At 73.0% G+C, this 26624-nt stretch carries 28 protein-coding genes and 1 pseudogene; 22 read left to right on the top strand and 7 right to left on the bottom strand.

The window, feature by feature from the left end; all coding sequences use genetic code 11:
* Window position 1: 1 nt before the first annotated feature.
* The 13 genes from AB0I67_RS20845 to AB0I67_RS20785 all read left to right on the top strand — a co-directional run bounded on the left by AB0I67_RS20845 (window position 2) and on the right by AB0I67_RS20785 (window position 13607).
* Window positions 2-1279, top strand: a complete 1278-nt coding sequence (locus AB0I67_RS20845) for an acyl-CoA dehydrogenase family protein (protein ID WP_357925856.1) — start codon at window positions 2-4, stop codon at window positions 1277-1279.
* Window positions 1276-2718: an aldehyde dehydrogenase gene (locus AB0I67_RS20840; protein WP_357925853.1), complete on the top strand. Its 1443-nt coding sequence runs from the start codon at window positions 1276-1278 to the stop codon at window positions 2716-2718. Before AB0I67_RS20845 ends, AB0I67_RS20840 begins: the two co-directional genes overlap by 4 nt.
* Window positions 2715-3800 (top strand): FAD-dependent monooxygenase, encoded by a 1086-nt coding sequence (locus tag AB0I67_RS20835; RefSeq protein ID WP_357925850.1) that lies wholly within the window; start codon window positions 2715-2717, stop codon window positions 3798-3800. Before AB0I67_RS20840 ends, AB0I67_RS20835 begins: the two co-directional genes overlap by 4 nt.
* The gene (locus AB0I67_RS20830; protein ID WP_357925847.1) at window positions 3797-5185 is read left to right on the top strand and encodes an aldehyde dehydrogenase family protein; all 1389 of its coding nucleotides are present in this window, start codon (window positions 3797-3799) and stop codon (window positions 5183-5185) included. The genes AB0I67_RS20835 and AB0I67_RS20830 overlap by 4 nt, the downstream gene beginning before the upstream one ends.
* A gap of 82 nt (window positions 5186-5267) precedes the next feature.
* On the top strand, window positions 5268-6203 hold the full coding sequence (locus tag AB0I67_RS20825) for an alpha/beta hydrolase (RefSeq protein ID WP_357925845.1): 936 nt from the start codon (window positions 5268-5270) through the stop codon (window positions 6201-6203).
* A 98-nt stretch (window positions 6204-6301) separates the two neighbouring features.
* The gene (locus AB0I67_RS20820; RefSeq protein WP_357925842.1) at window positions 6302-7837 is read left to right on the top strand and encodes a carbon-nitrogen hydrolase family protein; all 1536 of its coding nucleotides are present in this window, start codon (window positions 6302-6304) and stop codon (window positions 7835-7837) included.
* Window positions 7834-8634 carry an oxidoreductase gene (locus tag AB0I67_RS20815; RefSeq protein ID WP_357925840.1) on the top strand — a complete coding sequence of 267 codons (801 nt, stop codon included), beginning with the start codon at window positions 7834-7836 and terminating at the stop codon, window positions 8632-8634. The genes AB0I67_RS20820 and AB0I67_RS20815 overlap by 4 nt, the downstream gene beginning before the upstream one ends.
* Complete coding sequence (locus tag AB0I67_RS20810; RefSeq protein WP_357925838.1) at window positions 8631-9569, top strand: dienelactone hydrolase family protein; 939 nt, start codon at window positions 8631-8633, stop codon at window positions 9567-9569. The genes AB0I67_RS20815 and AB0I67_RS20810 overlap by 4 nt, the downstream gene beginning before the upstream one ends.
* The gene (locus AB0I67_RS20805; RefSeq protein WP_357925835.1) at window positions 9503-10636 is read left to right on the top strand and encodes an aromatic ring-hydroxylating dioxygenase subunit alpha; all 1134 of its coding nucleotides are present in this window, start codon (window positions 9503-9505) and stop codon (window positions 10634-10636) included. The genes AB0I67_RS20810 and AB0I67_RS20805 overlap by 67 nt, the downstream gene beginning before the upstream one ends.
* Window positions 10611-11279, top strand: a complete 669-nt coding sequence (locus AB0I67_RS20800) for a hypothetical protein (protein ID WP_357925833.1) — start codon at window positions 10611-10613, stop codon at window positions 11277-11279. The genes AB0I67_RS20805 and AB0I67_RS20800 overlap by 26 nt, the downstream gene beginning before the upstream one ends.
* Window positions 11276-12190: a hypothetical protein gene (locus tag AB0I67_RS20795; protein WP_357925831.1), complete on the top strand. Its 915-nt coding sequence runs from the start codon at window positions 11276-11278 to the stop codon at window positions 12188-12190. Before AB0I67_RS20800 ends, AB0I67_RS20795 begins: the two co-directional genes overlap by 4 nt.
* Complete coding sequence (locus AB0I67_RS20790) at window positions 12187-12870, top strand: SDR family oxidoreductase (protein ID WP_357925829.1); 684 nt, start codon at window positions 12187-12189, stop codon at window positions 12868-12870. The genes AB0I67_RS20795 and AB0I67_RS20790 overlap by 4 nt, the downstream gene beginning before the upstream one ends.
* Entirely contained in the window at window positions 12867-13607 is a 741-nt protein-coding gene (locus AB0I67_RS20785; RefSeq protein ID WP_357925827.1) for an arylmalonate decarboxylase, read from the top strand. The genes AB0I67_RS20790 and AB0I67_RS20785 overlap by 4 nt, the downstream gene beginning before the upstream one ends.
* On the opposite strand, the gene AB0I67_RS20780 is transcribed toward AB0I67_RS20785, so the two are convergent.
* Window positions 13593-14918, bottom strand: coding sequence for an MFS transporter (locus AB0I67_RS20780; protein ID WP_357925825.1), 1326 nt, complete (start codon window positions 14916-14918; stop codon window positions 13593-13595). The two genes, AB0I67_RS20785 and AB0I67_RS20780, sit on opposite strands and share 15 nt — an antisense overlap.
* 113 nt (window positions 14919-15031) lie before the next feature.
* Here AB0I67_RS20780 and AB0I67_RS20775 point away from each other — a divergent pair, with 113 nt between their 5' ends.
* From AB0I67_RS20775 to AB0I67_RS20745, 7 genes are all read left to right on the top strand, one after another.
* Window positions 15032-15649 (top strand): hypothetical protein, encoded by a 618-nt coding sequence (locus AB0I67_RS20775; protein ID WP_357925823.1) that lies wholly within the window; start codon window positions 15032-15034, stop codon window positions 15647-15649.
* A 167-nt stretch (window positions 15650-15816) separates the two neighbouring features.
* Window positions 15817-16704, top strand: a complete 888-nt coding sequence (locus AB0I67_RS20770; RefSeq protein ID WP_357925821.1) for a hypothetical protein — start codon at window positions 15817-15819, stop codon at window positions 16702-16704.
* A 1-nt stretch (window position 16705) separates the two neighbouring features.
* A complete protein-coding gene (locus tag AB0I67_RS20765) occupies window positions 16706-16987 on the top strand; it encodes a Dabb family protein (protein ID WP_357925820.1) in 282 nt (93 codons plus the stop codon).
* Window positions 16984-17736: a hypothetical protein gene (locus AB0I67_RS20760; protein WP_357925818.1), complete on the top strand. Its 753-nt coding sequence runs from the start codon at window positions 16984-16986 to the stop codon at window positions 17734-17736. The genes AB0I67_RS20765 and AB0I67_RS20760 overlap by 4 nt, the downstream gene beginning before the upstream one ends.
* A gap of 61 nt (window positions 17737-17797) precedes the next feature.
* Window positions 17798-18484: an alpha/beta hydrolase gene (locus AB0I67_RS20755; RefSeq protein WP_357925816.1), complete on the top strand. Its 687-nt coding sequence runs from the start codon at window positions 17798-17800 to the stop codon at window positions 18482-18484.
* A gap of 74 nt (window positions 18485-18558) precedes the next feature.
* A complete protein-coding gene (locus AB0I67_RS20750) occupies window positions 18559-19977 on the top strand; it encodes a histidine kinase (protein WP_357925815.1) in 1419 nt (472 codons plus the stop codon).
* A gap of 7 nt (window positions 19978-19984) precedes the next feature.
* Window positions 19985-20668: a response regulator transcription factor gene (locus AB0I67_RS20745; RefSeq protein ID WP_357925813.1), complete on the top strand. Its 684-nt coding sequence runs from the start codon at window positions 19985-19987 to the stop codon at window positions 20666-20668.
* Here AB0I67_RS20745 and AB0I67_RS20740 read toward each other — a convergent pair.
* The 5 genes and pseudogenes from AB0I67_RS20740 to AB0I67_RS20720 form a co-directional block, all read right to left on the bottom strand.
* On the bottom strand, window positions 20570-21340 hold the full coding sequence (locus AB0I67_RS20740; RefSeq protein ID WP_357925810.1) for a phosphatase PAP2 family protein: 771 nt from the start codon (window positions 21338-21340) through the stop codon (window positions 20570-20572). The two genes, AB0I67_RS20745 and AB0I67_RS20740, sit on opposite strands and share 99 nt — an antisense overlap.
* Window positions 21341-21451: 111 nt before the next feature.
* Complete coding sequence (locus AB0I67_RS20735) at window positions 21452-22141, bottom strand: helix-turn-helix domain-containing protein (RefSeq protein WP_357925808.1); 690 nt, start codon at window positions 22139-22141, stop codon at window positions 21452-21454.
* Between the two features lie 15 nt (window positions 22142-22156).
* Window positions 22157-22846: an alpha/beta fold hydrolase gene (locus AB0I67_RS20730; protein ID WP_357925805.1), complete on the bottom strand. Its 690-nt coding sequence runs from the start codon at window positions 22844-22846 to the stop codon at window positions 22157-22159.
* 112 nt (window positions 22847-22958) lie between these two features.
* Window positions 22959-23255 (bottom strand): helix-turn-helix domain-containing protein, encoded by a 297-nt coding sequence (locus AB0I67_RS20725; protein WP_357926350.1) that lies wholly within the window; start codon window positions 23253-23255, stop codon window positions 22959-22961.
* A pseudogene (locus AB0I67_RS20720) lies at window positions 23227-23823 on the bottom strand (DUF5937 family protein); the annotation flags it as partial. The pseudogene AB0I67_RS20720 and the gene AB0I67_RS20725, both read right to left, overlap by 29 nt.
* Before the next feature lie 474 nt (window positions 23824-24297).
* Here AB0I67_RS20720 and AB0I67_RS20715 point away from each other — a divergent pair.
* The gene (locus AB0I67_RS20715; protein ID WP_357925803.1) at window positions 24298-24570 is read left to right on the top strand and encodes a hypothetical protein; all 273 of its coding nucleotides are present in this window, start codon (window positions 24298-24300) and stop codon (window positions 24568-24570) included.
* Between the two features lie 39 nt (window positions 24571-24609).
* Here AB0I67_RS20715 and AB0I67_RS20710 read toward each other — a convergent pair whose 3' ends face one another.
* Window positions 24610-25470, bottom strand: a complete 861-nt coding sequence (locus AB0I67_RS20710; RefSeq protein ID WP_357925800.1) for a helix-turn-helix domain-containing protein — start codon at window positions 25468-25470, stop codon at window positions 24610-24612.
* A gap of 179 nt (window positions 25471-25649) precedes the next feature.
* Here AB0I67_RS20710 and AB0I67_RS20705 point away from each other — a divergent pair, with 179 nt between their 5' ends.
* Window positions 25650-26585 carry an alpha/beta hydrolase gene (locus AB0I67_RS20705; RefSeq protein ID WP_357925798.1) on the top strand — a complete coding sequence of 312 codons (936 nt, stop codon included), beginning with the start codon at window positions 25650-25652 and terminating at the stop codon, window positions 26583-26585.
* Window positions 26586-26624 lie beyond the last annotated feature (39 nt).

Genomic DNA, 26624 nt, shown 5'->3' with positions numbered 1-26624 from the left:
CGTGACCGACAGACTGACAGGCGAGCGCCTGGTCGACGACATGACCGAAGCCGAGCGCGCCCGCGCGGAACGGGTGGAGTCGGTGCTGCCGGCGCTGCGCGCCGCGGCGGCCAAGGCCGACGAGGAGGCCCGCTTCCCCGTGGAGCACGTCGCGCTGCTGCGGGAGGCGGGCCTGCTCGGGCTGGTGGTGCCCGAGGATTACGGCGGGCTGGGGGGCACGCTGCGCGACCTGGCCGCCGCCACCTTCGCGATGGGCACCGCCTGCCCCTCCACCGCCCTGGCCTACTTCTTCCACAACACCAGCGCCTCGCGGGGCCTGCTCCCGCTGGAGGCGATCGAGGCCGGGTTGTTCACCGCGGAGGAGACCCCGGTGGTGCGGGCCTTCGCGGAGAAGGTGCTGACCCGGATGGCGGGCGGCGCCTGGCTGGCCAACTTCGCCTCCGAGTCGGTCAAGAGCTCCGCCGCCAACATCACCATCGCCACCACCGCCCGCCGTACCGAGGGCGGCTGGCTCCTGGACGGCGAGAAGTCCTTCGGCTGCGCGACCGGCGTCGCCGACTACTACCTGACCACGGCCAGGCTCGACGGCTACGACACCGCCGAGGGGCTGGTCACCTTCTTCGTGCCGCGCGAGGCGCACGGGGTCGCCACCCGCGCGCCGTGGGACGGGCTCGGGATGCGGGCCACCGCCAACAACGGCATCCGCCTGGACGAGGTGTTCGTCGCCGACGACGAGGCGCTGACCGTGCCCGGCGCCTTCACCCGCATGCTGAAGATGAGCCGCGGCAGCTTCGTGGGCAACCAGCTCGCCATCGCCGCCGTCTACACCGGCTGCGCGCAGAACGTCTACGACGTGGTCGTCGAGCAGCTCACCCGCAAGACCTTCGCCGACACCGGCCGGCCGATCGCCTCCTCCCCCATGCACCAGCAGCTCATCGGCGACATGACCGCCGATCTGGAGACCGCCTACCTGTGGCTGCGCCGGCAGTTGCTCCTGGAGACCTCGCAGCCGCCGCTGCGGCCGAAGGCCGAGGTGTTCCGGCAGTGGCGGCTCGGGAAGGGGTCGGTCACCGAGGCGTGCCACCGGGTGGCGCTGGGGGCGTTCAAGGCGTCCGGCACCTCGGGGGCGATGATGGGCGGGGTCGTGGGACGCGCCCTGCGGGACCTGTCCATGGGGCTGGTGATGACCTTCCCCGCCGAGCGGGGGCGGCTGGAGGTCGCACAGATGGTCACCCAGGACAAGGAGAACGAGCTCTTCGCCACGGCGGAACGGTCATGACCCTTCCGCAGGCGGACCTGGTGGCCGGGCAGTGGGCGGCGTGCACCGAGGACCTCGGTTTCGATCTGGAGAACCCGGCCACCGGAGAGCCGGTCGGCAGAGCGCTCGGCTCCTCCGGCGCCCGCCTGGAGGCGGCGCTGGCCGCGGCCGAACGGGCCGCCCCCGGGTGGGAGGCCACCCCCGCCGAGGAGCGGGCCGCGCTGCTGGAGCGGGTGTCGGCCGAGCTGAACCGGCCGCTGCCGCCCGACGGGCCCGGCCGGTCCTCGGCGTCGGAGGAGCCGGTCACGGTGGCGGAGCGGATCGCCGCGCTGGAGTCCTTCGCCACGGGCGTGCCGATCACGCAGACCGGCGCGCTGGCCGTGATCGTGCACGGCGCTTTCGCGCTGGCGGCGGCCCAGGTGCGAGCGGGCCTGCTCGACGCCTCGCGCGAGGGCGTGGAGGTGCGCCGGATGCCGTGGGGCCCGGCGCTCTGCCTGGTGCCGTGGAACGCGCCCGCGCCGATGGCCGCGCACAAGGCGGCGAGCGCGCTGGCGGCGGGCTGCCCGGTGATCCTCAAGGTCAGCGAGTACGCCCCCTACGGGACGCAGGTGCTCGCCGAGGTGCTGGGCGAGGTGCTGCCGCCCGGCGTGTTCCAGCTCGTGCACGGCGGCCCGCGGGAGGGAGCGCGGCTGGCCGAGGACGCGCGGATCAGGGCGGTCTCCTTCACCGGCGGCCTGGCCGGCGGCCGGTCGGTGGCCCTCGCCTCGGCGGCGCGCCTGCGTCCGGCGCAACTGGAGCTGGGCGGCAACAACCCGCTCCTCGTCCTGCCCGACGCCGATGTCGGGGCCGCCGCCACCGCGGCGGCGAACCTGCTGACGACGCTCAACGGCCAGTGGTGCCGGGCGCTCGGCAGGCTCCTCGTCCCCCGGGCCGCACTCGGGGACATCGTGGCGGCGACCGGGGAACGGCTGGCCGCGCTGCGGATCGGCGATCCGCTGCTGCCGGAGACGGAGTTCGGGCCGCTCGTGCACTCGGCGCACCTGCGCCGGGTCCGGGCGGCCATCGGCCTGGCCGGCGGCCACGCGACCGCCTACGGCGACATCCCGGACAACGGACACTTCCTCCCGCCCACGCTGATCACCGGCGCCGACCTGGCCGACGAGATCTTCGGCCCGGTGGCCGCCGTCGTGCCGTACGACACGGTGGAGGAGGCGGTCGAGCTGGCCAACGCCACCGGCCACGGGCTGGAGGGGTACGTGATCGGCGCCGACGAGGAGCGGGCGCTCGCGACCGCCCAGCGGATCCGGGCCGGCGAGGTCAAGGTCAACGGCTCCAGCGTGCTGAGCCTGCACCTGATGACACCGCGTCCGGCCTGGGGGCTGTCGGGCCTGGGCGAGGAGGGCACCGCCGAGACCATTCTGTTCTTCACCGGGGCCAGGGTGGTCGGGGTGGAGCGGTGAGCGTCCTCGTGGCCGGCGCCGGGCCCGTCGGCCTGAGCGCCGCGCTCGTGCTGGCGGTCGGCGGGATGCCCGTCACCGTGCTGGAGGCGGGCGACGAACCGGCCGCCGAGTCGCGGGCCTCCACCTTCCACCCGCCGACCCTGGAGATGCTCGCCGACCTGGGGGTGCTGGGCGAGTTGCTGGAGCGGGGCCTGGTGGCCCGCACCTTCCAGTACCGCGACCGCCGCGGCGGCCCGATCGCCACGCTCGACCTGGGCGTGCTCGCGGCCGACACCCCCTACCCCTTCCGCGTGCAGTGCGAGCAGAACAAGCTCTGCGCGATCCTGCTGGAGCACGTGCGGCGGCACGGGGGCGAGGTCCTGTTCGGGCGGGAGGTGCGCGAGGTCGATGATCGGACGGTCACGACCGCCACGGGAGAGCGCCACACCGCCGACTGGATCATCGCCGCCGACGGCGCCCACTCCGCGGTACGGCGAGCGCTCGGCATCGGCTTCGAGGGCCTGACCTACCCGGAGACCTTCCTGGTCGCCTCCGTGGAGGAGGACCTGGCGGCCCTGCTGCCCGGCCTCGCCCCGATCAACTACGTCTTCGACCCCGAGGAGTGGCTGGTCCTGCTGCGGACACCCGACCATTGGCGGGTCCTGCTGCCGGACGGGCCCGGCGAGCTGCGGGACCGGCTGCGCGCGGTCGCCGACCCGGGACGCGAATGGAAGATCAGGCACGCCACGCCGTACCGGGTGCACCAGCGGGTGGCCACCCGGTTCCTGGCCGGCCGGGTGCTCCTGGCGGGGGACGCGGCGCACGTCAACAACCCGCTCGGCGGGCTGGGCATGAACAGCGGCATCCACGACGCCGTCCTCATGGCCGGAGCCCTCCTCGGCCGCGACTCGCCCGGACGGGTGGCCGCCAGGCGGCGGGCGGTGGCGCTGGAGCACGTGCAGGCGATCAGTCACCGCAACTGGGCGCGGATGCGCTCCCCTGACGTGCACGACGAGCTGCGCGCGCTGGCCGCGGACCCGGTGGCGGCCAGGGAGCACCTGCTGCGCGCCTGCCTGATCTCCTCGCTCCGGGAGCCGGGGTGATCGTCCGGGAGAACCCGGCGCGGATCCGCGAGGTCGTGGGGCGCGTCGCCGAGACCGACCCAGGCGCCGCCGTCCGCCGCGCCGAGGCCGCGGGACGGGAGTGGTCGGCCCGCGCGCCGGCCGACCGGATCGACGCCCTGCGCCGCAGCGCCGCCGCCGTGCAGGCCCGGGCCGGGGAGCTGGCCGTCCTGCTGGCCAGGGAGACGGGCAAGCCGCTGGCCGACTGCCGTGGCGAGCTCGCCTTCGCCCTGGCCCACCTGCGCTGGGTCTGCGATCACGCGCCCCGGGTGCTCGGCGAGCGCCTGCTCGACGACGAGGCGGGCCGGCTGCTGATCCGGCGCAAGCCGTACGGCGTGGTCGTCTGCATCACCCCGTGGAACGCGCCGGTCATCCTGGCGATGCTCAAGCTCGCTCCGGCACTGGCGGCGGGCAACACCTGCGTGATCAAGCCGTCGCCGCTGGCCCCGCTGGCGGTGAGCGAGGTGGCGGCGGCGCTGCCCGGCGTCGAGGTCGTGCACGGCGGCGCGGCGGCCGGGCAGGCGCTGGTCGGCCATCCGCTGGTCCGCAAGGTGGCGTTCACCGGCGGCGACGCGGCGGGCCGGCAGATCGCGGCGGCGGCCGGGGCGATGCTCACGCCCACCGTGCTGGAGCTGGGCGGCAACGACCCCGCGCTGCTGCTGCCGGACTTCTCGCTGACCGGCCAGGACTACGAGCGCCTGGTGATGGCGTCGTTCGCGACCAGCGGGCAGGTCTGCATGGCGGCCAAGCGGCTCTACGTCCCGCGGGCCAGGGCCGGCGAGTTCACGGCCGCCTACGTCGCGGCCGCCGAGCGGATCCTGCTCGTCGGCGATCCGCTGACGCCGGGCGTCACCATGGGCCCGGTCATCAGCGCGCAGGCGGCCGAGCGGATCAGGGCGCTGGTTCCGGGTACGGCGATGCCGCTGGGCCGCTCCACCGGTGACCTGGGCGCCGGCTATTTCGTGCCCCCGGTGCTCGTGCCGGATCTGCCGGACGACGCACCGCTGGTGACGCAGGAGCAGTTCGGTCCCGCCGTGCCGCTGCTCCTGTACGACACGGTGGACGAGGCCGTCGCCAGGGCCAACCACAGCGAGCTCGGCCTGGCCGCCTCGGTCTGGTCGGCGGACGAGGACCGCGCGTTCGCCGTCGCCGACCGGCTGGAGGCGGGCTTCGTCTTCGTCAACACGCACAACCGCACCGGGATGTCGTTGCGCGCCCCCTTCGGCGGGGTCAAGCGCAGCGGCCACGGCCGCGAGTACGGCGAGGAGGGGCTGCTGGAGTACGTCCAGAGCACCGTGGTGCACGCTCCGGCCGCCTTCCGGCCCGGCGGCCCCGGCCTGGCGGCCACCGCCTACCCCCTCCCCTGACGCGACCGGCGGCCTGGAACCGGTCTTGACTTCAAATGGAAACGCCGTTTCTTTATAAGAAACACCGTTCCGAGGAGGAGCCTTGGGCCTCAGAAGCCTGCCGGCCGCGTTCGTCGTCACCGCGGCCCTGCTGCACACCCCCGCGCACGCCCAGTCGGTCACCAAGATCGAGAACACGGTGGAGATCCGCTGCGCCTTCACCACGCTCCGCCAGAGCAGCGACTGGTACTTCCCGTCCGGCCCGCCGAAAGCCCTGCTGTGGTTACAGCACGGCTTCGCCGGCTCCAACGACGGCATGACCGACACCGCGCAGCGCTTCGCGGCCGACGGCTTCCTCGTCTTCGCCCCGACGCTGCCCTCGGCCAACATCTTCGGCTGCACCCTGCAGAACCTCGGCAACAACACCGCCTTCCTGGGCAACGTCGCCGACGTGCTGGCCGGCGGGCTCGACCGGAGCTTCGCCGACGCCAGGGCCAGAGCGGGGCGGCCCGACCTGGCCCTGCCCGGCGCGTTCGTCCTCGCCGGGCACTCGGCCGGCGGCGAGGCGGTGCCGTACGTCGCCCAGCAGCTCCGGGCCCGCCACCCGGCCGCCTTCGCCAAGGTGCGCGGGCTGATCCTGTTCGACCCGGTGAAGTCGCTCGCCGGCGACAACCTCGGCAGCTCGCTCAACCACCTCGCCAACACCAGCCTGCCGATCCTGGCGATCTCCTCGCCGCCCTACACCTGCAACAGCGGGGGCAGCGGCACGCAGGAGCTGACCGAGCAGCTCGCCAGGCCCTTCCTGGGCGTCCGGCTGACCACCGGCTCGCACATCGACGTCGAGGGCTCCAGCGCCACCGGGCCGGAGAAGCTGGCCTGCGGCACCCCGCAGGCCCAGAACGTCTCCGCGCTGCAGACCCTCGCCAAGGGCTGGGCGGGCGACTTCGTCAGCGGGAGCACGACCCCTGGCCTCTACCCGGGCGGCGACTACTTCGAGAGCCTGCGCTCGGCGGGCGTGATCCAGCCGCTCGTGCCGTAGCCGTGACCCGTGGGGAGATGTCGCGCACTGGACATCTCCCCCGCTTTCGCGAGATCCTGCTTGGAAACACTGTTTCGCTATACGTAACAGGAGGCACCGTGGTGCGTGTCGCCGCCGTGCAGTACGAGGTGGGCACGGACATCGCCGCCAACCTCGCCACCACCCTGCGCCTGATCGACGCCGCGGCGGCGGAGGGCGCCGAACTGATCGTGCTCCCCGAGTTCTGCCACCACCTGTCCTGGTACGAGAGTCGCGAGCAGGCCCGCGCCCTGGCCTGCCGGCACGGCGACCCGTTCCTGAGCGCGGTCGCCGCGCGGGCGGCCCGGCACGGCGCGCACGTCAAGATCGGCGTCACCCTCGCCCGGCCGGACGGCCGCACCACCGGCGCCTCCCTGCTGTACGGCCCGGCGGGGCAGCTCCTCGGCGAGGCCGACAAGCAAGTGCTGATGGGCGCGGAGAACGACCACCTGTCCCCCGGCGCCGAGGCCGGCCCGGTCCTGGACACCCCCGTGGGACGCCTGGGCCTGTACGCCTGCATGGAGGGCGTCATCTGCGAGGTCACCCGCGGGCTCGCGCTGCGGGGCGCGCAGGTCCTGCTCAACAGCCTCAACTCCTTCGCCGTCGACGAGGCGTCCCTGCACGTCCCGGTCCGCGCCGCGGAGAACAAGGTCTGGGTGGTGGCCGCCAACAAGGTCGGCCCGCTCATCCCCGCCGACCGGCTGGAGGCGGTGAGCGAGGGCCTGCGCGTGCCGCCGGAGTGGCTGCACGGCGCCGGCGAGAGCCAGATCGTCGCCCCCGACGGCGGCGTCGTCGCCCGCGCGCCCCGCACCGGCGAGGCGGTCGTCGTGGCCGACATCGACCCGGGCGCGGCCGACGCCGAGCGGGCCGCCCTGCTCGCCGGCCGCCGGCCCGCCCGCTACGGCCCGCTCGCCGCGCCCGCGCCGGGCCGCACGGCCGAGGCCGGCGCGGACAGTCTCCCGGTCGCGGTGGTGCGGGGCGACGCCGCCCTGGTACGGCAGGCCGCCACCGAATGCGCCCTGCTCGTCGCGCTCCCCGAGGGCTCCCCCGTCTCCGCCGAGGAGGCGGCGCGAGCCGTGCGCGGGACGGCCTGCCACGTCGTCACCGGCGACGCCGTCCTCGTCGGGCCCGGCGGACCGGTGACCGGCGGGGACGGCCCCGCCGGGATCCACGTGCTCCCCTGGGGACGGCTCGCGATCATCACCGGCGAGGCCGCCCGGCACCCCGAGGAGTTCCGGCTGGCCGCGCTGGCCGACGCCGACGTGGTGGCCGTGCCGTTCACCCCGCGCGAACCGTGGGAACTGCGCCTGGGCCTGCTGGAGCGGGCGGCGGAGAACCGGCTGAACCTGGTCGCCGCCGGGCCCGACGGCCCCGACGGGCTGGCCGGCGCGATCCTCGGCCTGTCCCCCGACTTCACCCTGTGGACCACCTGGCAAGGCCCCTTCACCGGCCGGATCAGCCACCCCCTCGTGACCCACGTCAAGAACACCGACCTGCTCGTCCACGGCGTCGTCGCCCCCGCGCAGGCCGTCAACCGGCTCGTCTCGCGCGGCACCGACCTGGTGGCCGGGCGGCCGTGGCGGGCGGCCGGCGCCCTCCTGGAAGGACCCCAGTGAACGAAACCCTGCAACACGTGGAGCAGATGCTCGACGAGTCCCCCGTGGTCGACGTCACCGAGACGTTCGAGCGGATGCGGGACCTGCTCGCCGAGCTGAAAGCCAAGATCGACGCCCGTTTCGAGCTGAGCCTCGACCCCGCCTCCCCCGGCGCGTACGGCTCCCGCCCGGACGGGCCCGGCGGCCGGCTGGACGCCTACGCCGGGCCGGAGGTCGACTGGATGGTCCACTCCTGGCTCGGCGACCCCACCGCCGGCTTCGCCAACCTGCACCTGACCGTCTGGCTCGGGCCGCACATCCGGGTGCCGCACCTCGGGATCGCCCTGCTCGTGTGGCCCGAGGGCTGGTTCTACCAGGACTTCCTGCCCAGGGCCGGGCTGACCCGGGACGCCGGGTACTTCGACCGCTACTACACGCCGTCCGAGGCCGGCTGGCTCGCCTTCCGGGAGAGCAACCCGGACTTCACCTGGTTCACCAGCCGCGCCGCCTTCATCCGCGCCAGCCTGTCCCCGACCGCCTTCTGCTACTCCTTCCCGCGCGAGCCGGCCCACCTCGACACCGTGCGCGGGGTGCTGCACGAGCGCGTGGACCGCTGGCTGACCTGGGTGGACGAGGCCGAACCCGTCCCGGTCCAGGAGCGGCCGGCCCTGGCCGCGGCGGACCTGGCGACGCGGCGCAACATCGCCGAACGCGACCCGGCCAACGTGATGGGCGTGCGTTACTTCGGCGAACAGGAGACCGAACGCCTGGTCAGAGGCCTGTGGGGCGGCGACCGCACGCTGCCGGGGCCGGCATGATCCGCTCGCTGTGGTGGGCGGCCGGGACCGGCCGGTTCGACACCGCCCACCTGAAGATCTACTACCCGGCCGCCGAGGACGGCGACCGGCTGACCGGCGTCTTCCCGCCGGCCGGCGGGCCGTACCCGGTGGTGCTGTTCGTCTCCGGCATCAACGTCGGCCAGGACGCCTACCGCTGGCTGGCCACCGAGATCGCCGCCGCGGGGTTCGTGTGCGTGACCTTCGACCGGGTGGGCGAGCTGTTCGGCGGCGAGTACGGGCTGACGCCCGGGGTGGACCTGGACGCGGCCAGGCCCCAGGTGTACGGCTCGCGCCCGACCTGCCCGGCCCTCGGCGAGATCCTGGCGGCACTGACGGAGATCGACCTGCTCAGAGGCGTCATCGACCTGGAGCGGGTGGCCCTGGGCGGGCACTCGGCCGGCGGCTCGGTGGTGCTCCAGTCGGCCCGCTACTTCCCCGGCGTGCGGGCGGTCTTCGCCTACGGCGCGCACACGATGGTGGCGACCATGCTCGGCTGGCCGCCGGGCACGGTGGTGCCCGCGCAGGTGGACTGCCCGGTGCTGCTGGCGGGCGGCACCCGCGACGGCGTGATCACGGGCAGCGCCGACCGCTACGGCCAGGAGGGCCACGACCCCGTCCGGCGGACCTTCGAGGAGGCGCTGCCGCCCGGCGAGCACCTGCTGGCCGTGCTCGAGGGAGCCAACCACTTCACGATCGCCGACCCGGTGGACCGGACGGCCGCCCGCGCCTTCCTGGACCTGCCCGCCACCTCGGAGCCCCGCGCCGAGCTGGCCCGGTTGTTCACCCTGTTCCTGCGCACGCACCTGCACGGTGACGCGCGGGCGCGGGCCGCCCTCGAGGAGGAGCCATGCTCAAGAACTTCTGGTACGCCGTCGAGTTCAGCCACGCCGTCCAGCGGCAGCCGCGGAAGGTGACCTGCCTGGGTCAGGACTTCGTGCTGTGGCGGCGGCGCAACGGCGAGGTGGCCCTGCTGTCGGACCTGTGCGTGCACCGCGGCGGCGCGCTGTCGATGGGCCGGCTGGCCGGCGACGACCGGATCGCCTGCCCGTACCACGGCTGGGAGTACGAGCCGGACGGCACCTGCGTGAAGATCCCGGCCAATCCCGGCGGCCGCGGCATTCCCAAGAAGGCGCGGGTGGACGCCTATCCGGCCGTGGAGCGCCACGGCATGGTCTGGGCCTTCCTCGGCGACCTGCCCGAGGAGCGGCGCCCGCCGATCCCGCACATCCCCGAGCACGACGACCCCGCCTTCCGGGCGGTCTACTACGAGACGACGATCAACGCCAACTACGAGCGCACGATGGAGAACGTCGTCGACGCGGCGCACGCGCCGTTCGTGCACGGCACCGCGTTCGGCAACCCGGACAAGCCGCAGATCCCGGACTTCGAGCTCACCCAGGACGAGTGGAAGTGCGAGGCCGACATCCGGATGAGCCCGCCGCCCGCCAAGGGCCTGTGGAGCCGGCTGTACAAGAAGGAGCAGCAGGAGGTGGTGGTCACCAACGGCTGGTACCTGCCCAACGTGGTCAAGCTGCACGTCCGGCTGCCCTTCGGCGACATGCTGCTCTACGACTTCAACATCCCGCTGTCCCAGGACCGCACGCTCGTCAAGATCATCGGCTTCCGCAACTTCTTCACCCGCAAGTGGGCCGACCGGGACGCGATCCGGCGGATCGGCAAGATCTTCGAGCAGGACCGGGTGGTCGTGGAGGCCCAGCGGCCCGAACTGCTGCCCTTCGACCTGTCGGCCGAACTGCACATCCGCAGCGACGCCCTCCAGGTCGCCTACCGGCGCCGGCGCCAGCAGCTCATCGACGACGGCTGGTGGATCGGCGACGACGACCTCGTGACCGGCGACGTCCCGCGCCGCCGGGCCACCGTCATCCCCTCGCCCGCCCGGCGCGACAACCCCGAACTGGCCCGCGCGTGGGTCCACAAGACCAGAGGAGGCGGCGATGAGCCTGCCCACGGCGCTGAGTGAGCGCACCCTGGAGCGGCTCGTGACCGCTCTCGGCCTGGAGGTCGCCGAGCAGGTGCCGCTGAGCGCGGGCCACCTGACCGTGCTGCGCGGCCCGCTCGTGGACAAGGTGGTGACCGTCAGCCTGGCGGTGCCGCCGATCGGCCTGGACAGCCACATGATCTTCGCCTTCACGCCCCCGGAGTCCGCGGTCCCGCACTTCACGCTGGACGCGGTCGCCTCGGCCGACTACCACGCGATGCACCTGGACCTGATCCCGCGCGCGGAGCTGGCCACCCACCTGGCCTACCTCGACGCCTGCTTCCTGCCGCTGACCGAACCGCTGGAGCGGGCCTGGCGGCTCGACGGCCTCTCCCCCGCGGCGGTGGGCCCCCGGCAGCGGGCGATGATGTCGCCCTGGATGCTGGTCTGCCGCGCCACCGAGGCGGCCTTCGCCGGGCTGGACCCGACGGTGGACACCTACCTCGACCACTGGCTGGCCCTGCTCGGCGGCGGCGTGCCCCCGGTGGACGGGGACCTGGCCGCGCGGGACGCGGCCAACCGGGCCAACCTCTTCGACCCGGACGTGGACCCGGTCTGGGCCCAGGTGCGCCGGCTCCTCGGCGAGGAACAGGCCGAACGCGTCAGGAAGGAACTCCTCGCATGAGCGAGCCCAGCGTCTGGCAGCAGCGCATCGCCGGCGAGTGGCACGGCAAGCCCTCCCTGTTCGACGCCACCGGCACCTGGGTGGGCTTCGAGCAGGTCACGCGCTCGTCGGTGTTCGAGAACGGCACGACCACCTACTACATGGACGGGGGCCTGGAGGCGGGCGGCCCGCTCGCCGGGCGGTTCCGGCTCGGCGCGCCGTTCGCGTTCGGGGTGATCGACTCCGACGCCGACCGCGTGTACACCGGGCCCGACTTCTACGGCACCGGCCAGCCGTACGGCGGGTTCGTCGACGCCCACTACTACAGCCCCGGCTGGCAGGTGGACCTCAACACCTGGAACCAGACGATCGGCGACCTGCAGGTCTACTCGTCGCTGATGTACCAGGGACCGGCGATCGTGGCCGCCTTCAACGGCCTGTACACCCGCGAGGCCGCTAAGGTCGAGCAGTGGATCGCCGACGAGACCGCCAACGGCCCGGCCTCCTTCATCCTGCCCACCAAGACCGCCGGCGCCTACCGCGGCACATGCGAGCTGTACGGCGCGGACCAGAAGCCGGGCGGCACGGTGGACATCACGGTGGAGCTGGAGCCGCTCACCCTGCTCAGGACCCGCCACCACGTCACCTGGACGGGTGCGCTGGAGCGCCGGCACACCGTCGAGGTGCGCCGTGACGGCTTCCGCTCCTTCTACGAAGGGCCCGGGGCCTGGGGCAACGCGCAGGCGTACGGCAGGGCGAACTATCCCAGCCTGCACTTCACCGACGTGGGGAAGCTCAAGGGCCGGGAGTTCATGGTCGACGCCACCCAGGGCATGGGCGCGGGCAGGACGCTCGCCGTCGTCTACCAGTTGTCCGAGGGCGGCCGGCCCGCGGCCGTGGTCCACGGGGTCCTGACATGGTCATCGTCGTGACGGGCGGGACCCGCGGCATCGGCCGCGGGCTCGCCGAGCACTTCACCCGGCTCGGGCACCAGGTCGTCGTCTGCGGCTCCAAGGACGGTGACGTGCGCGAGCGCGAGCAGCTCCAGGCGGTGTGGGACCGGGCCGTGCGCGAGCACGGCCGCGTCGACATGTGGATCAACAACGCCGGGATCACCCAGTCCCGGCTGCCGCTGTGGGAGCTGCCCGCCGACGAGGCCCACCGCGTGGTCGACGTGAACCTCAACGGCGTGATCAACGGGTGCGCGGTCGCCCTGGCCGGGATGGCCCGGCAGGGCCACGGCCACGTCTGGAACATGGAGGGCCTGGGCAGCGACGGCCGGGCGGTGGCCGGGCTGGCCGTCTACGGCGCGACCAAGCGGGCGCTGACCTACCTGACCCTGGCCCTGGCCAAGGAAGTGCCGCCCGGGGTCTCGGTGGGCCTGCTCAGCCCCGGCATGGTCACCACCGACCTGCTGCTGCACGACCTGACCCCGCGCAGCCGGAAGGTCTACGACATCCTCGCCGACCGGGTGGAGACGGTGACGCCGTGGCTGGCCGAGCAGGCTCTCGCCAAGGCCGCCAACGGCGCGCACGTGCGCTGGCTGACCCCGCGCAAGGTGCTCTACCGCTTCGTCACCGCCCCCTTCACCCGACGGAAGGTGATCCCGTGACCGACGCGCTCGGCTGGCGGCGCAAGTTCGGCGTGATCGCGCCGTCCACCAACACCGTCGTCGAACCCGACTTCTACCGCATGATCGTGCCCGGGGTGACGGCGCACTTCAGCCGGATCCACATCCGCGACGGCAACATGGCCGGGAACATCGGCATGGAACGATTGCTCGACCAGATCCGCGCGGAGATCGGCGCCGCCTGCGAGCGGGTGCTGACCTGCGAGCCCGACGCCATGGTGATGGGCATGTCGGCCGAGACGTTCTGGGGCGGCGTCGAGGGCAACCGGCAGTTCGTCCGGCAGATCCACGACCTCACCGGCCTCCAGGTGGCCACCGGCGCCGAGGCCTGCGAGCGGGCACTGCACCTGTACGGCGCCCGCCGCATCGGCGTCGTCACCCCCTACCAGCCGGTGGGCGACGAGAACGTGGTCAGGTTCTTCTCCGAGATCGGCTTCGAGGTGGCCGCCATCAAGGGGCTCAAATGCCCGACCGCCGTCTCCATCGCCCACGTCACCGAGGCCGAGCTCAGGCAGGCCCTGGTCGAGGTCGCGCCCGGCGTGGACGCGATCGTCCAGTGCGGCACGAACCTGTCCATGGTCGGGCTGGCCGACGAGGCCGAGCGCTGGCTCGGCCTGCCGGTCATCGCCATCAACGCGGCCACCTGGTGGATGGCGTTGCGCTCCAACGGCATCCCCGACCAGGTGCACGGCGCCGGCAGCCTGCTACGGGAGCACTGACAACGCGGCCCGCCGGTCCGCCTCCAGGCTGGACCGGCCCCGCAGCGTCAGCAGCGCGCCGAGCACCAGCGGCACGGCGAGCAGCGCGTAGGCCACCCGCAGCGAGCCGGTGGCCTCCGAGGCCGCGCCGACCAGCAGCGGGCCGAACGCCCCCGCCAACGACACCACGAACTGCGACAGGGCGAAACCCAGCCCCCGCCGCGCGGCCGGCACCACGTCGGCCACGGCGGCGGTGAGGGCGGGGATGGCCAGCATGATGCCGAAGTTGGCCACCCCCAGGAACAGGAGCTGGACGCCCAGCACCGGCACCGCCACCGACGCGGCCAGGCTGAGCGCGCCGATCAGCAGCCCGACGGCGCCGAGCGTCACCCGCCGGTGCGCCCACCGGTCGCCCAAGCGGGCGCTGACCAACGCACCGGCGATCATCCCGGCCAGGCCCACGCCGCCGGCGATCGCGGAGGCCGCGCCGGCCGGCAGGCCGAAGGTGCGGGCGTAGAAGGTGGGCAGCCAGAACATCAGGCCGCCCAGGCCGAAGAAGAGCGTGCTGAGGCCGATCACGATCGCGCGCAGCGTCCTGATCGACAGCAGGCCGTACAGCTCCCGCCGGATTGGGAGGCTCGGAGTGACGGGCTGCTCCTTGGGCTGCTCGCCCGAGCGCAGCAGCTCGATGCGGTCGCCGGTGCCCCTGGCCGGCTCGCGCAGGGTCAGGCAGAGCAGGGCGATGATCAGTCCGGGCACGGCGACCAGGAAGAACATCGTGCGCCAGCCGTACAGGCCGGCCAGCGCGCCGCCCGCGATGACGCCGCCGGCCGGGCCGGCGAAGTAGCCGAACCGCTCCATGGCGAAGGCCCGCGCCCGGCTGCTGCCCGGGAAGTAGTCGGCCAGCAGGCTGGAGCCGGCCGGGTTGTAGAGCAACCCGGCGCCGCCGAGCACCACCCGCACGGCGAACAGCATGGCGTAGGTGGTGACCAGGCCGCTGCCGAGCGTCAGCAGCGACCAGACGCCCACGACGGCGGCCACGATCCACGTCCGGCGGCCCCGGTCGGCCAGCCGGCCGGCCGGGATGAGCAGGACGATCCCGGCCACCGCGGCCGCGGAGGCGATCGCGCCGCCGGCGGTGTCGCCGAAGCCGAGCTCCCGCTGGATGACGGGGAGCGCCCCCGCCATCAGGTTGAACTCCACCCGGTCGATGAAGGCGACCAGGGCGATGCAGACGGCGGGCCACCAGCCGAACGGGGCGGCCGAGTCCAGCCTGACCCGTAACGGCGCGCGACCCGCCACCGGGATGTCGACGTGCTCGTCAGCGGTCATGTGCGCGCTCCTCGGCCGCAGGTCCTCGTGCCGCACATCGTTATGGAAACGCCGTTTCCCGTCAACGGCCCGCGCGGCTATTTTGGAAACATCGTTTCCATCCGGGAGGTCTCGTGGACTACCCCCTCTCCCTGGCTCTCGTCGACTTCCTGCCGGTGCTCGCCATGGCGGCGGGCGTCGTCCTGCTGGTGCCGCTGCTCGCCGGACCCGCTCGCGCGGCGGGCGGCCTGGGCGGCACGCTCGTCGTCCTCGGCGGCGCGCTGAAGGCGCTGTGGAAGCTGCTGGTCGCGGTCGGCGGGCCCGATGTCGCCCTGCTGTCCGGGGCGCAGTTCTACCTGTTCGCGCCCGGGTTCGCGCTGCTGGCCTGGGCGGTGCTTCGTCCCAGGGCGCCGCTGTGGGCGTTCGCGGGCTTCACCCTGGCCGGGCTGGCCGCCGCGGTCGCCACCGGGGCGGTCTGGCCGTTGCTGATAGTCACGACGGTCTGCGCGACCATCCTCTCCATCCGCCTGCTGCTGCTGTCGCGGCAGCTCGCCGGGCGGCTCCTGTTCGGCTTCAACCTCCTCGGCACCTACGCGATGGGGCTGCTCGCCTCGCGCCCCGAGCAGCCGATCGCCCTGCAGTGGGTCGAGGAGTCGCTCAACACGCTCATCTGGACGGCCTTCGCCGTGGCCGTCTGGCGGCTGCGCGCCGCCTCACCGGTTCCCGCCACGATCGGAGAACAATCATCATGACCTTCCTGAGACGGCCCGCCTCTTTCGGACGGCCGGCCATCTTGCGGCGGCCGGCCCTTTCCGGGCAGCCGGCCTTTCCGGGGCGGCCGGCCCTTTTGCGGCGGCCAGCCTTTTCGGGACGGCTGGCCTTCTTGAGGCGGCCGGCCTTTTCTGGATGGCTGGCCTTTTTGAGGCGGCTGGGCGTCGCCGGGGTGGCCGCGGTCGCCGTCCTGGCGGTGGCACCCCCGGCGCAGGCCGCCACGCCCGGCTGGGTGAGCAGCCACGAAACGCACATCGGAGCCGACCCCGCCACCGTCCACCTGCCTCCCGGCCGCGGCCCCCTCCCGGTCGCGCTGCTACTCCAGGGCGGCAACGTCCCGAAGGAGAGCTACACCCGCTTCGCCAAAACCGTCGCCGGCTTCGGCTTCGCCGTGGCGGTGCCCGACCACCGGCGCGCCGTCGGACCGGTAACGGGGCTCTTCCCCGAGAGCCTCCAACTGCAGGCCACCGTGGACTGGGCCACCGCGGAGAACACCCGCGCGGGCTCCCCCTTCGCCGGGCGCCTCGACCCCGGCCGGCTGGTCCTGCTCGGGCACTCCTTCGGCGGCGCCGCCGGACTGTTCTCTCTCGGCAACGCCTGCACCCCGCCGTTCTGCTTCGGCCCCGTCTACCAGCGCCCCGCAGCCCTGCGCGCCGCCGCCTTCTACGGCGCGAGCACGGGCGCGCCCATCGCCAACGCCGGTGTGCCGGTGGCCCTGGTGCAGGGCGACGCCGACGGCGTCAACCTCCCCGCCACCGCGCGGGCCACCTACGACGCGCTCGCCGCACCGCCCAAGGCTTACGTAACCGTGCACGGAGCCAACCACTTCGGCCTGACCGACACCCAGACCCCGCCCGGCGCCCGCCCCGACCCGACACCCCAGACGCTCTCCCAGGACGACAGCATCGACACCGCCGCCAAGTGGAGCGCCCTGTTCCTGCGCGCCAGCCTGGGCGATCAGTTGGCCGCGGCCTACATCTACGGCTTCGGCGACGCCGCCGACCCCCTCGTCACCGTCGTCCACGAGCGAGGCTGACGTGCTGCACCACGTGGTCCTGATGAAGTTCGCCGATCCCGCCGACGCGCCCAAGGCCAAGGAACTCCTCGACGGGCTGAACGGCCGCGTCGAACAGATCGAGGACCTCACCGTCGGACTGGACACGCTCGGCACGCCGGTCTCCTACGACCTGTGCCTGATCACCGTCCATGCCTCGCCCGAGGCCCTGCGCGGTTACCAGGAGCATCCCGCGCACCTCGAGGTGGCCGCCTGGCTCCGGCCACGGCTGGCCGCTCGCGCCGTCGTCGACCACGAGCCGTGATCTCCGCCCTCTACGCCGGGCTGGCGCTGGTCCAGATCGCGCTTTCCGTACGGCTGGCGCGATCCGGGCTGTGGCTTCCGGTGGCGGTCGGGCTGGGGATCGCCGCCGACTCGGCGATCATCGCGTCCGGCCGGCTCCTCGGCGAGGGGCCGGCCCTCGAGGCACTCAACGTCGGCCGTTTCGCCCTGCACGCGGTGCTCACGCCGCTCCTCATCGTGCACGCCGCAACCCTGGCACGACACCGCCCCGCCGTACCGGCCGAGGTCTCGGATGGGAAGGACCAGCGGGACCTCACCGTCCCCGTCCGGGTCGTGGACGGGGCGGAGCGGCGGGACCTCAGCGTCCCGGCCCGGATGCTGGCCTGGGTGGCGCGGCGGGGCCTCGCCGTATCGGCGTGGGTGGTGGCCGGGGTGCTGATCGTCTTCGACGTCGTGGCCCTCAGCGGGCTGCGGCTGGAGCCCCGGCACTGGCTGGACACCCTGCGCTACGTCGACGCGGAGCCGGGCGGACCTCCTGTGGCCGCGCTCGTCACCACCGTGGCGCTCCTGGCCGCCGGCCTCGCCATCTGGCGACGGCGGCGGCGGCCCTGGCTGGCCCTGGGGGCGATCGCCCTCCTCACCTCGGCCGGAGCCGCCGTCGCCGTACCCATCCTCGGCAACCTAGGCGAAGCGGTGCTGCTGGCAGCGATGGCAGCCACCGGACGCGGCCTCACCGACCACCCCGGCCGAAGCCCGGCCACGGACGGATGACCAGCAGCCGAAGGCCGAAATCAGGTTGCCGGGCCGGCCGCCAGGCCGAGAGGGTGCCACGGTGACGGAGATTCTGCTGTTGCCCGGCGGTGGCCGGACGTCCACGGACTGGCGGCTCGCCGCACCCCTGCTGGAGGCGGCGGGGCTACGCACCGTGGCGGTCGAGTTGCCGGATCTGGGCTCGTGGTCGTGGGCCGGAGCCGTCGAGTTCGTGGGTGAGGCGATCCTGGCCCACGGACTGGAGCGTCCCGCCGTGGTCGGGCACTCGCTGGGCGGCATCGTCGCGGCCCTGTGGGCCTCAGAGCACCCCGGCTGCCCGCTGGCCGTCAATCTGGACGGGCACACCAACCCCACCGGCCCCTTCGACGGGGTCGACCCCGTCGAAGCCGAGCACACCATGCGGGCGTTCCTCGCCGAACAGACGGCGGGCGATCCGGAGATGACCCATTTCATCGCGCAGATGGACGCGCTCGACCTCGTCGCCGTCTACCGGGCGGCCCGCTGCCCCCTCCTCGTGGTCTCCTCCAGCGGCTCGGACCTGAGTGCGATGCTGCCTCCGGCCGTCTCGGCGGCCTTCGACGCCTACGTCCGCGGCTTCGCTCGCGAACTGAGGGCAGCCGCCGCGCAGACCCCGCTGCTGTCCCTCGCCGACCTGGCCACCGGCCACGACATGCACCTGGAGGCTCCGGACGGAGTGGCGCGCCTGATCCTCGGCCATCTGAGCCCCGGACACCGCCCGAGCGCCTGATCCCGGTTTCCTGGCGCTGCGTATGGGACTTTCGGCGGTGCCGGTGCTCCACGGCTCTGCGTATCGTCACGGTCGTGGAAAGAGCGAGAACCGAGCACGCTGGAGGGTGGTGGCCGCCCGTGCTGAGCGCGGTGGCCACGGTGGCCGCGGGGTTGAGTGTCATCAGCCTGTGGTGGGCCGTGCCGACCGCGGTCGCCGCGTTCGTGGCGGGGTCGCGGTCCGGGCGGGCCCGGTCGGCGGCGCTCGTGCTGGTCGCGGTGCTCGCGGTCGTCGTGGTGGCGGTCTCGGTGTTCCCTTCCTGGATCGGACTGGGGGGCCGGTTCGTGGCGGTGGTGGTGGGGGCCGGCATGCTGCCCTGGTTCGCGGGCCGGTTCCGGCGCCAGTACCGGGAACTCGTCCGGGCCGGCTGGGAGCGGGCCGAGCATCTGGAACGGGAGCAGCGGCTCGTCGCCGAGCAGGCCCGGTTGCGTGAGCGGACCCGGATCGCCCAGGACATGCACGACGTCCTGGGCCACGACCTCAGCCTGATCGCCCTGTCGGCCGCCGCCATGAAGCTCGCGCCCGATCTGCCGGAGGCGCACCGGACGTCCGCGGCGGACATCAGGGCGAGGGCGGCGGGCGCCGTGGAGCGCCTCGGGGAGGTGATCGGCATCCTGCGCGAGGAGACGGACGGGGCGCCGGCCCAGCCGGTCGGTGCCGACCTCGCGGACCTGGTCGGCAAGGCGTCCGCGTCCGGCCTCGCGGTCACGTTGTCCGTCGAGGGCGAGAGGGGCGATCTGCCGCCGGTGGTCGAACGGGCCGCGCACCGCATCGTGCAGGAGGCGCTGACCAACGTCGCCAAGCACGCGCCCGGTGCGGCAGCGGCCGTCCAGGTCCGGCACACGGCCACGGAGACCGAGGTCCTGGTCGAGAACGGCCCCGCGGACATCGTCGAGTTCCCGTCCCGGGGCGGGGGCCGCGGCCTCATCGGCCTGAACGAACGCGTCCGGCTGGCCGGTGGCTCCCTCACCTACGGTCCCTCGGGCAGTGGCTTCGCCGTCCGAGCCCGGCTCCCGCACACCCCTGCGGCGCCATCGCCGCACCTCCCCGGTCTCGCGTCGCCCGCCGCGGGCGGTGCCGTACCGCAGGCGCACCGGCGCGCCCGCCGCCGGCTCGGCCGCACCCTGACCGCCGCGTTCCTGCTGCCCCTGGTGACGGGCGCGCTGCTCGGCGGGGTCCTGCGAGGGCGGGAGATGCTGACGGCGGGGCAGTCGGTGCTGGCTCCGGAGCACTACGCCGCCCTGCGGATCGGGCAGGATCGTTCCGAGGTGGGGCGGTATCTGCCGGACCAGCAGACGGCCCATCGACCAGGGGCCGCAGAATCAGCAGAACAGGGCATGACGTGCGAGTACTACGCGATGACCGCCGATCCTTTCGACGACCGGTCCGGGGACGCCTACCGGCTGTGCTTCCGGGCGGGCAAGCTGGTGTCCGCGGACGTGCTCGCCGCGTGAGCGTCCGATGATCCGCGTGCTGATCGCCGACGACGAGCCGATGATCCGCGCGGGCGTGCGGGCCGTACTGTCCGCTGACCCGGAGCTCACGATCGTCGCCGAGGCCGCCGACGGCCACGAGGCGGTGGAACTGGTGCAGCGCCACCGCCCTCAGGTGGCCGTGCTCGACATCCGCATGCCGAGACTCAGCGGCATCGAAGCCGCCGCGGAGATCCGCAGGACGGTCCCGGCCACCGGTGTGGTCATCCTGACGACGTTCGGCGAGGACGACTACATCCTGCAAGCGCTCGGCGGCGGAGCCGCGGGGTTCCTGATCAAGTCCGGTGAGCCCGAGGAACTGATCGCGGGAGTCCGCGCGGTGGCCGACGGTGCGGCGTACCTGTCACCGAAGGTCGCCGCCCGGGTGGTCGCCCATCTCGCGGCGACCAGCGCGGGAGCCCTGGCCGGCCGGCGCGACACCGCCCGCAAGCGGATCGAGGCGCTCACCGCCCGGGAACGCGAGGTGCTGGCCTTCCTCGGCGGCGGGCTGTCCAACGGCCAGATCGCCCGCCGGCTGCACGTGGTGGAGGGGACGGTCAAAGCCCACGTCAGCTCAATCCTGGCCCGCCTGGCCGTCGACAACCGGGCGGCGGCGGCCGTGGTGGCGCACGAGGCCGGAGTCGTCCCCGCCCAGGCGGCCGAGCAGCGGTGACACCAGCCGCGCCACCTGCGGCGTGAACGCGAGCAGTACCGCCGCCACCACGGTGGCGGCGAGGATCGCGCCGGCGAGCACGTCGTGCGGGTAGTGGACCCCCACCATGACCCGCAGCAGCGCCGCCGCCGCGGCCACCGGCAGGGTCACCGCGGCGAGGCGGGGACGCAGTACGGCCAGCCCGACCGCGAGCCCCGCGGCCAGCGCGGCATGGTTGCTCGGGAACGACCAATCCCCCACCGTGGGACATTCCGCGATCGCCGCCGCTCCCCGCACCACCCGACAGGGCCGCTCCTCGTCCACCACCAGCTTCACCGCCTCACTGATCCCGTAGGCGGCGACGGTGCCGATAACGATCAGGACAGTGGCGCCGACCCCGTGGGCGTCCTTGCGGCGGACGGCGAGCCACCAGACCAGGACCAGCAGCAGCCCGAGAACCACGAGGGTGCCCTCCGTGGCCACCTCCAGCACCGTGCCCACCCATGCCGGCGCCTCGGCCATCGCCCCGGTCACCTCTCGGTACGCGGAGGCCGACGCCCCGCCCCCGACCTTCACCGGACCGGCCTCGCCCAACCCGCCCGGAGCAAGCCAGGTGACGGCTCCCGCCCCCGCACCCAGCAACACCGTCGAGCCCAGCAGCCGGCGACCGACATTCCAGGAGTCAGTTCTCATGGCCCCCGACCATAGGAACGGCAGCATCCAGGCACCTTGGTCGAACGGCAGGGCCGGGATTGGACGAACGTCAGGGTTGACAGCCCGTGGATCTTGATGCCGGCCTCCGCGTCATGACGCGGAGGCCGGAGCCGGGGACCGGGTTCGCGGGTACGGCAGGCGGAACAGCCGGTGGAGCCGGCGCAGGGCTTGCCGGTCGCCGGAGGCGGAGGCCGCGCCGCTGCTGATCGCCGCTTCGAGGGTCGACCTGCTGGCGGCGAGGTCGCGGAAGGTCTCCCGGCCGGTCGTGATGACCACGTCGGGGTGCTGGGCCGGGCCGTGCACGGTTTCGATGGTGCCGTCGTCGATGCGCGCGTGGAAGACCTCCTCCTCCACGCGGAACTCGTACAGCGCCTTCAGCCCGGCGGCGGCCTCGGCGTCGAAGCAGGCCTTCAGGCCGAGTACGGCCCAGCCGGGGTGGAAGGCCTCTTGCTCGCGGGGTTCGTCCATGGCCCAGGTCAGCCCCCACCGGGCCAGCGCCATCACCACCGGTTCGAGGTCCACCCCGGCTGGAGTGAGGGCGTATGCGGGGGTGCGGGCCGGCGGCGGGAGGGTGACCTTGCGGGCCAGCCCTTCGCGTTCGAGGTGTTTCAGCCGGGCCGCCAGCAGGCCGGTGCCCAGGCCCCGCAGGCTCTGCTGCAGGTCGCTGAAGCGCTTGGGGCCGGTCAGCAGTTCACGGATCAGCAAGAGCGTCCACCGTTCGCCCACGAGGTCGAGGGTGCGCGCGGTCGCGCAGTACTGGTTGTAGTTCCGCTGTTCCACTTCTGCATCATAAACTCAGCGCTTCTGGTTATTGAACTGATCCAGCAGCAGCTCGGCCAACTGCTGCGGGTGGGTCAGCATCACGTCGTGCGGGCCGTCCACAGGCACGGTCCGGTAGCCGAGCTCCTCGGCGAACCGGTCGAAGGGGTAGGTCTGCGGCCGGCAGTAGAGGGCGGTGCCGGGGATCCGGTCGACGGCTCCGCTCAGCCGGGTCGCCTCGGTGAAGGTCCGCAGAGGGTGCGGCCGCAGACGGGGGGCGAGCCAGCGCGTGTCGTCGGGGCCGGTGACGCCGAAGCTCACCGGGGGCGGGGCCGGGATGAGACGGCCGTCCCCGTGGGCGTCGGCGGCGGCGCGGATCGCCTTGACGAAGGCGTCGGGCGCCAGGCCGAACATGCTCGCGCCGTCCCCACCGGCCCAGCCGTCGACCAGGACGACGTGGTTCACCAGATCGGGTCGCCGGTCGGCGGCCTGCCGGACGACCAGGCCCGCGTAGCTGTGCCCGACCAGCACCACGTCGTCACCGCCGGTTGCGGCGCCGTCCAGACAGGTGAGGACCTCATCGACATGGGTGGTCAGGCCGGCGTCGCCGTCCAGGGTGAGGGCGGGGGCCAGGGTACGCGTTCCGGCCTGGTGCAGGAGCGGGGTGAGGCGCTCCCAGGCCCAGGGGCCGTGCCAGGCGCCGTGCACGAGAACGAAGGTGGTCATGCGGTTCCTTTCGAGCGAAGCAGGGGCTCACCCTGAGGTTCTCGACCTTAACCGCAGACTTCCTGTTTTTGAAGTGTACGCCACTCTTTCAGGTAGTAAGTGGCTGGGCGGCTCATCGCTCTTCCAGAAGGCGGGCGGCCTGTGCGGTCCGCTGGTACAACACGTAGCGCCCGTCCCTGACCTTGGTGACGAGGCGGGCGCGGTGCAGTGCGCCGAGGTGGTAGGAGACGGTGCCCGGGCTGTATCCCGTCCGGGTGGCGAGCTCCGCGGTCGACCGGGCGGTTTCGAGGTCCGCCAGCAGGGCCGCGCGGGGCGTTCCCGACCACTTGGGCGATCCCTCCGAAGCCGCGGTCCCGGCCGGCGCCCACCCGCTGGGCGGGGTAGTAGAGGACGAACTGGCCGGGGACATCGACCTGGATGACGACGTGGGGCCAGTTGAGCACGCCCGGGACCAGGACCAGGTCCCGGCCGGTGACGTCGATCTCGCCGTCCCAGGACTTGGCGAGGGTGACCGCGTCACCGGTCCACTCGATGCCGGGGTGAAGCGCTCCGAGCACTCGGCCGACGCCGTAGGTGGCGATGGCGGTCGCACGGTGGGCGATGTCCTGATCCATGATCGAGCGCAGCCGGGGCCAGCCGTCGGCGAGGGTGTCCCGCCAGAACCGGGCGAGCCCGTTGGCGAGACGCCGCTGCATCCGCCCGGACTCGGCGATCCGGCGGGTCACGGCCCGCAGGGGCCTGCTCCAGTGGGTCCGGGTGTGGGTGAAGACCTGGGTCTCGAGCTCGTCCTGCGCCGTGGCCTCGATCCGCGCGACCTGCTCGTCAAGCAGGCCATGCCCCTGCGCGTCCGTCCCTGGCTGCGGGGTCAGCAGGTCGGGCGTGTAGGTGTCGCCGTTCTGCGGCAGCAGCTCCGCGAGCAGGGCGACGTCCGGGTGGGCGAGAGACGCGCGGGCGAGTGGCCCGGGATCCCCGAACACCGGATGCCGCCTCGACCCCGCGGCGAGCTTCAACCAGGCCACCGACTCCGCCGCCGGAGAGGGCGACAACCGGGTCCTGGACACCGTGTCGGCATCCAACCGCAGCACGAGCACCGCCCGACGCTAGCAGTCGTCGTGGTGGATTCGAACCGGCTCGAATGCTTTGCGGCGCCCGGTCGGCGCGGAGTTGAGTGGGGTCGCCGAACAACGGCACCGAGGCCGGCAGAAGCAGGGAGTGGTGGTCATGGTGAAGCTGAAGGACATGGCGCGGGCGAAGAGCGGCAAGAGGAAGGCCGGCGCCGTCATGGCCGCCGTGGTGTCGGTCATCGGGACGATCTGCGGTTCGGCGCCCGCCAGCGCCACCGCCTACCCCACCAGCACCTTTACGGACAGAGCTACTACAAGGGCACGGTCACCTGGTACAACCGCGCGGTCAGCGTCACCGGAGCCTTCAAGGCGGTCGGGTGCCGGCGGGTGTACGCGGACGCCCGAATCGCCAACTCCGGCAAGCGGCTGGACTGGCAGAGTTCCAGCACCTGGTGCACCGAGTCCGGCCCCGCGACCCTTCCCCTCGACGCGGACGTCCCCGGCGGGGCCACCAAGGTCAACGTCTGGATGACCACCGAGAACGCCGGCAAGGGCCTCCAACACTTCATCTGCTATCCCGACTACAGCACGTGCTTCGGCGCCTACGAGGGACTGCCGTGGGAGTACCGCTACCAGGCGGATCTGACCGACGTGGGGTGACGCGCCGTCCGACCTGAGCTTCTCAGCCGGCGCCTTCACTCACTGGGATGTGCGCAGGTCGGCGAGTCGTCCCTCGGCTTCCGTGCCGGGTTCAGCGGACCAGATGATGAGTTGCTGGTCCGGGTTGCCGACCTGCTGGAAGCTGTCCCAGTCCAGGACCATGTCGCCGACGACGGGGTGGCGGACGAGCTTGGTGCCGAAGTTCTGGTGGGCGACCCGCCGCTCGGCCCACCACCGGCGGAAGTCCGCCGAGGCGATCGACAGGTCGCCGACGAGCCGGGAGAGTGCCGGATCGGCGGGGTTGTCTGCGGCGTTCATGCGGAGCACCGCTACGCAGGTGCGGGCGACCTGCTCCCACTCGGGGTAGCGGGCGCGCATCGTCGGGTCGGTGAAGACCAGGCGGACGTAGTTGCGGTCGCGCTCGGCGATGTGCGCGAAGTCGATCAGCAGGGCGGCGGCGAGGTCGTTCCAGGCCAGGATGTCCAGATGCCGTCCGAACACCAGGGCGGGCACGCGATCGAGTTGGCCGAGCAGGCGGGTGAGTTGCGGGCGGACGGACTGCCCGCGCCCCCGCCGGCGATCGCGCGCCGGAGCCGGCGGCGGCGATGCCGTGCGGGCGAGGAGCCTGCGCAGATAGTCGGACTGCTCCTCGTCCAGCCGCAGCACTCGCACGAGGGCGGCGAAGACCGACGCGGAGGGCGGGAGCCGGCCCTGCTCGATGCGGGTGTAGTAGTCGGCGCTGATGGCGGCCAGTTGCGCGACCTCCTCGCGGCGCAGCCCGCTGACGCGTCGCCGTTCGCCCCTTCGTGGCGCGAGCCCGACGTCGTGCGGCTGAAGCTCGCCGCGCCGGCGGCGCAGGAACCGGCCGAGCTCTTGCAGCGCCGTCGACGTGGTGGCCATGCACCCATTCTAGGATCCCTGCCTGCGCCCATATCATGGGCAGGATTCTTCCTAGGATAAAGCTTTCTCTTCCTCCCCCAGCTCGGCTGCCGGACTATCGGTAGTGAGCCCTGCACCGCCCGGCGGGAAACGCCCGTCAGGGATCGCGCTCGGCTCCATCCACGGAGGAGATGACGACAATGGCGAACGCCACCACCAAGTCGGTCCGTATCAAGGCGCTGGCCTGGGACATCGCGGCGGACATCTACTTCCCGCCGGGATTCGACGACAAGCGGCAGTACGCCACGGTCATCAGCGCCCACCCGACCGGCAGCTGCAAGGAACAGACCGCGGGCAACGTCTACGCCGCGGCGCTGGCGCAGGAGGGCATGGTCGCGATCGCGTTCGACGCGAGCTTCCAGGGCGACAGCGGCGGCGAACCGCGGTTCATCGAGGACCCGGGCTTCCGGATGCAGGACTTCAGCTACGTGATCGACTACCTGGTCGCGCAGCCGTACGTGGACGAGAACCGGATCGGGGTCCTGGCCGTCTGCGGCGGCGGCGGATACGCCATCGGCGCCGCGATGACCGAGCGCCGGATCAAGGCCCTCGGCACCGTCGTCGCCGGCAACGTCGGCCGGCTGATGCGAGAGGGTTTCGTGAACTACGACGCTCTGGGCGCGCTGGAGGCCATCGCCGCTCAGCGCACGGCCGAGGCCCGCGGTGCCGGCCGGGTGGTCAACGACCTGCTTCCCCCGTCGCCGGAGGCCGCCAGGGAGGCCGGTCTGACCGACATCGACCTGTGTGAGGCGACCGAGTACTACAAGACCGATCGAGGCCGCCAGCCGCACGGCGCCACCAGCTTCCTGTTCTCGCGCCAAGCCGCGCTGGCCGGCTGGGACGCCCTCGACCGGGCCGAGGTGCTGCTCACCCAGCCGCTGTGCATCGTGATCGGCGACCGGCCGGGCGCCTTCGGCTCCTACCGCACCGGCATGGAGCTCTACGGCCGCGCCGCCTCCAAGGACAAGGAACTCGTCGTCGTCGAGGGCGCCTCGCATTACGATCTCTACGACCAGCCCGAGCCGGTCAAGGTGGCGCTGGACCACCTCATCCCGTTCTACAAGAAGCACCTCTGACCCAGGCGAGCGCGCGGGGGTGGCCGCCTTCCGCGCCTC

Origin of the sequence: Nonomuraea sp. NPDC050310, assembly GCF_040655795.1 — a bacterium.
Lineage (GTDB): Bacteria > Actinomycetota > Actinomycetes > Streptosporangiales > Streptosporangiaceae > Nonomuraea.
Note: the sequence above shows the minus strand (reverse complement) of the source record. Positions and strands in the feature narration are given on the sequence as shown.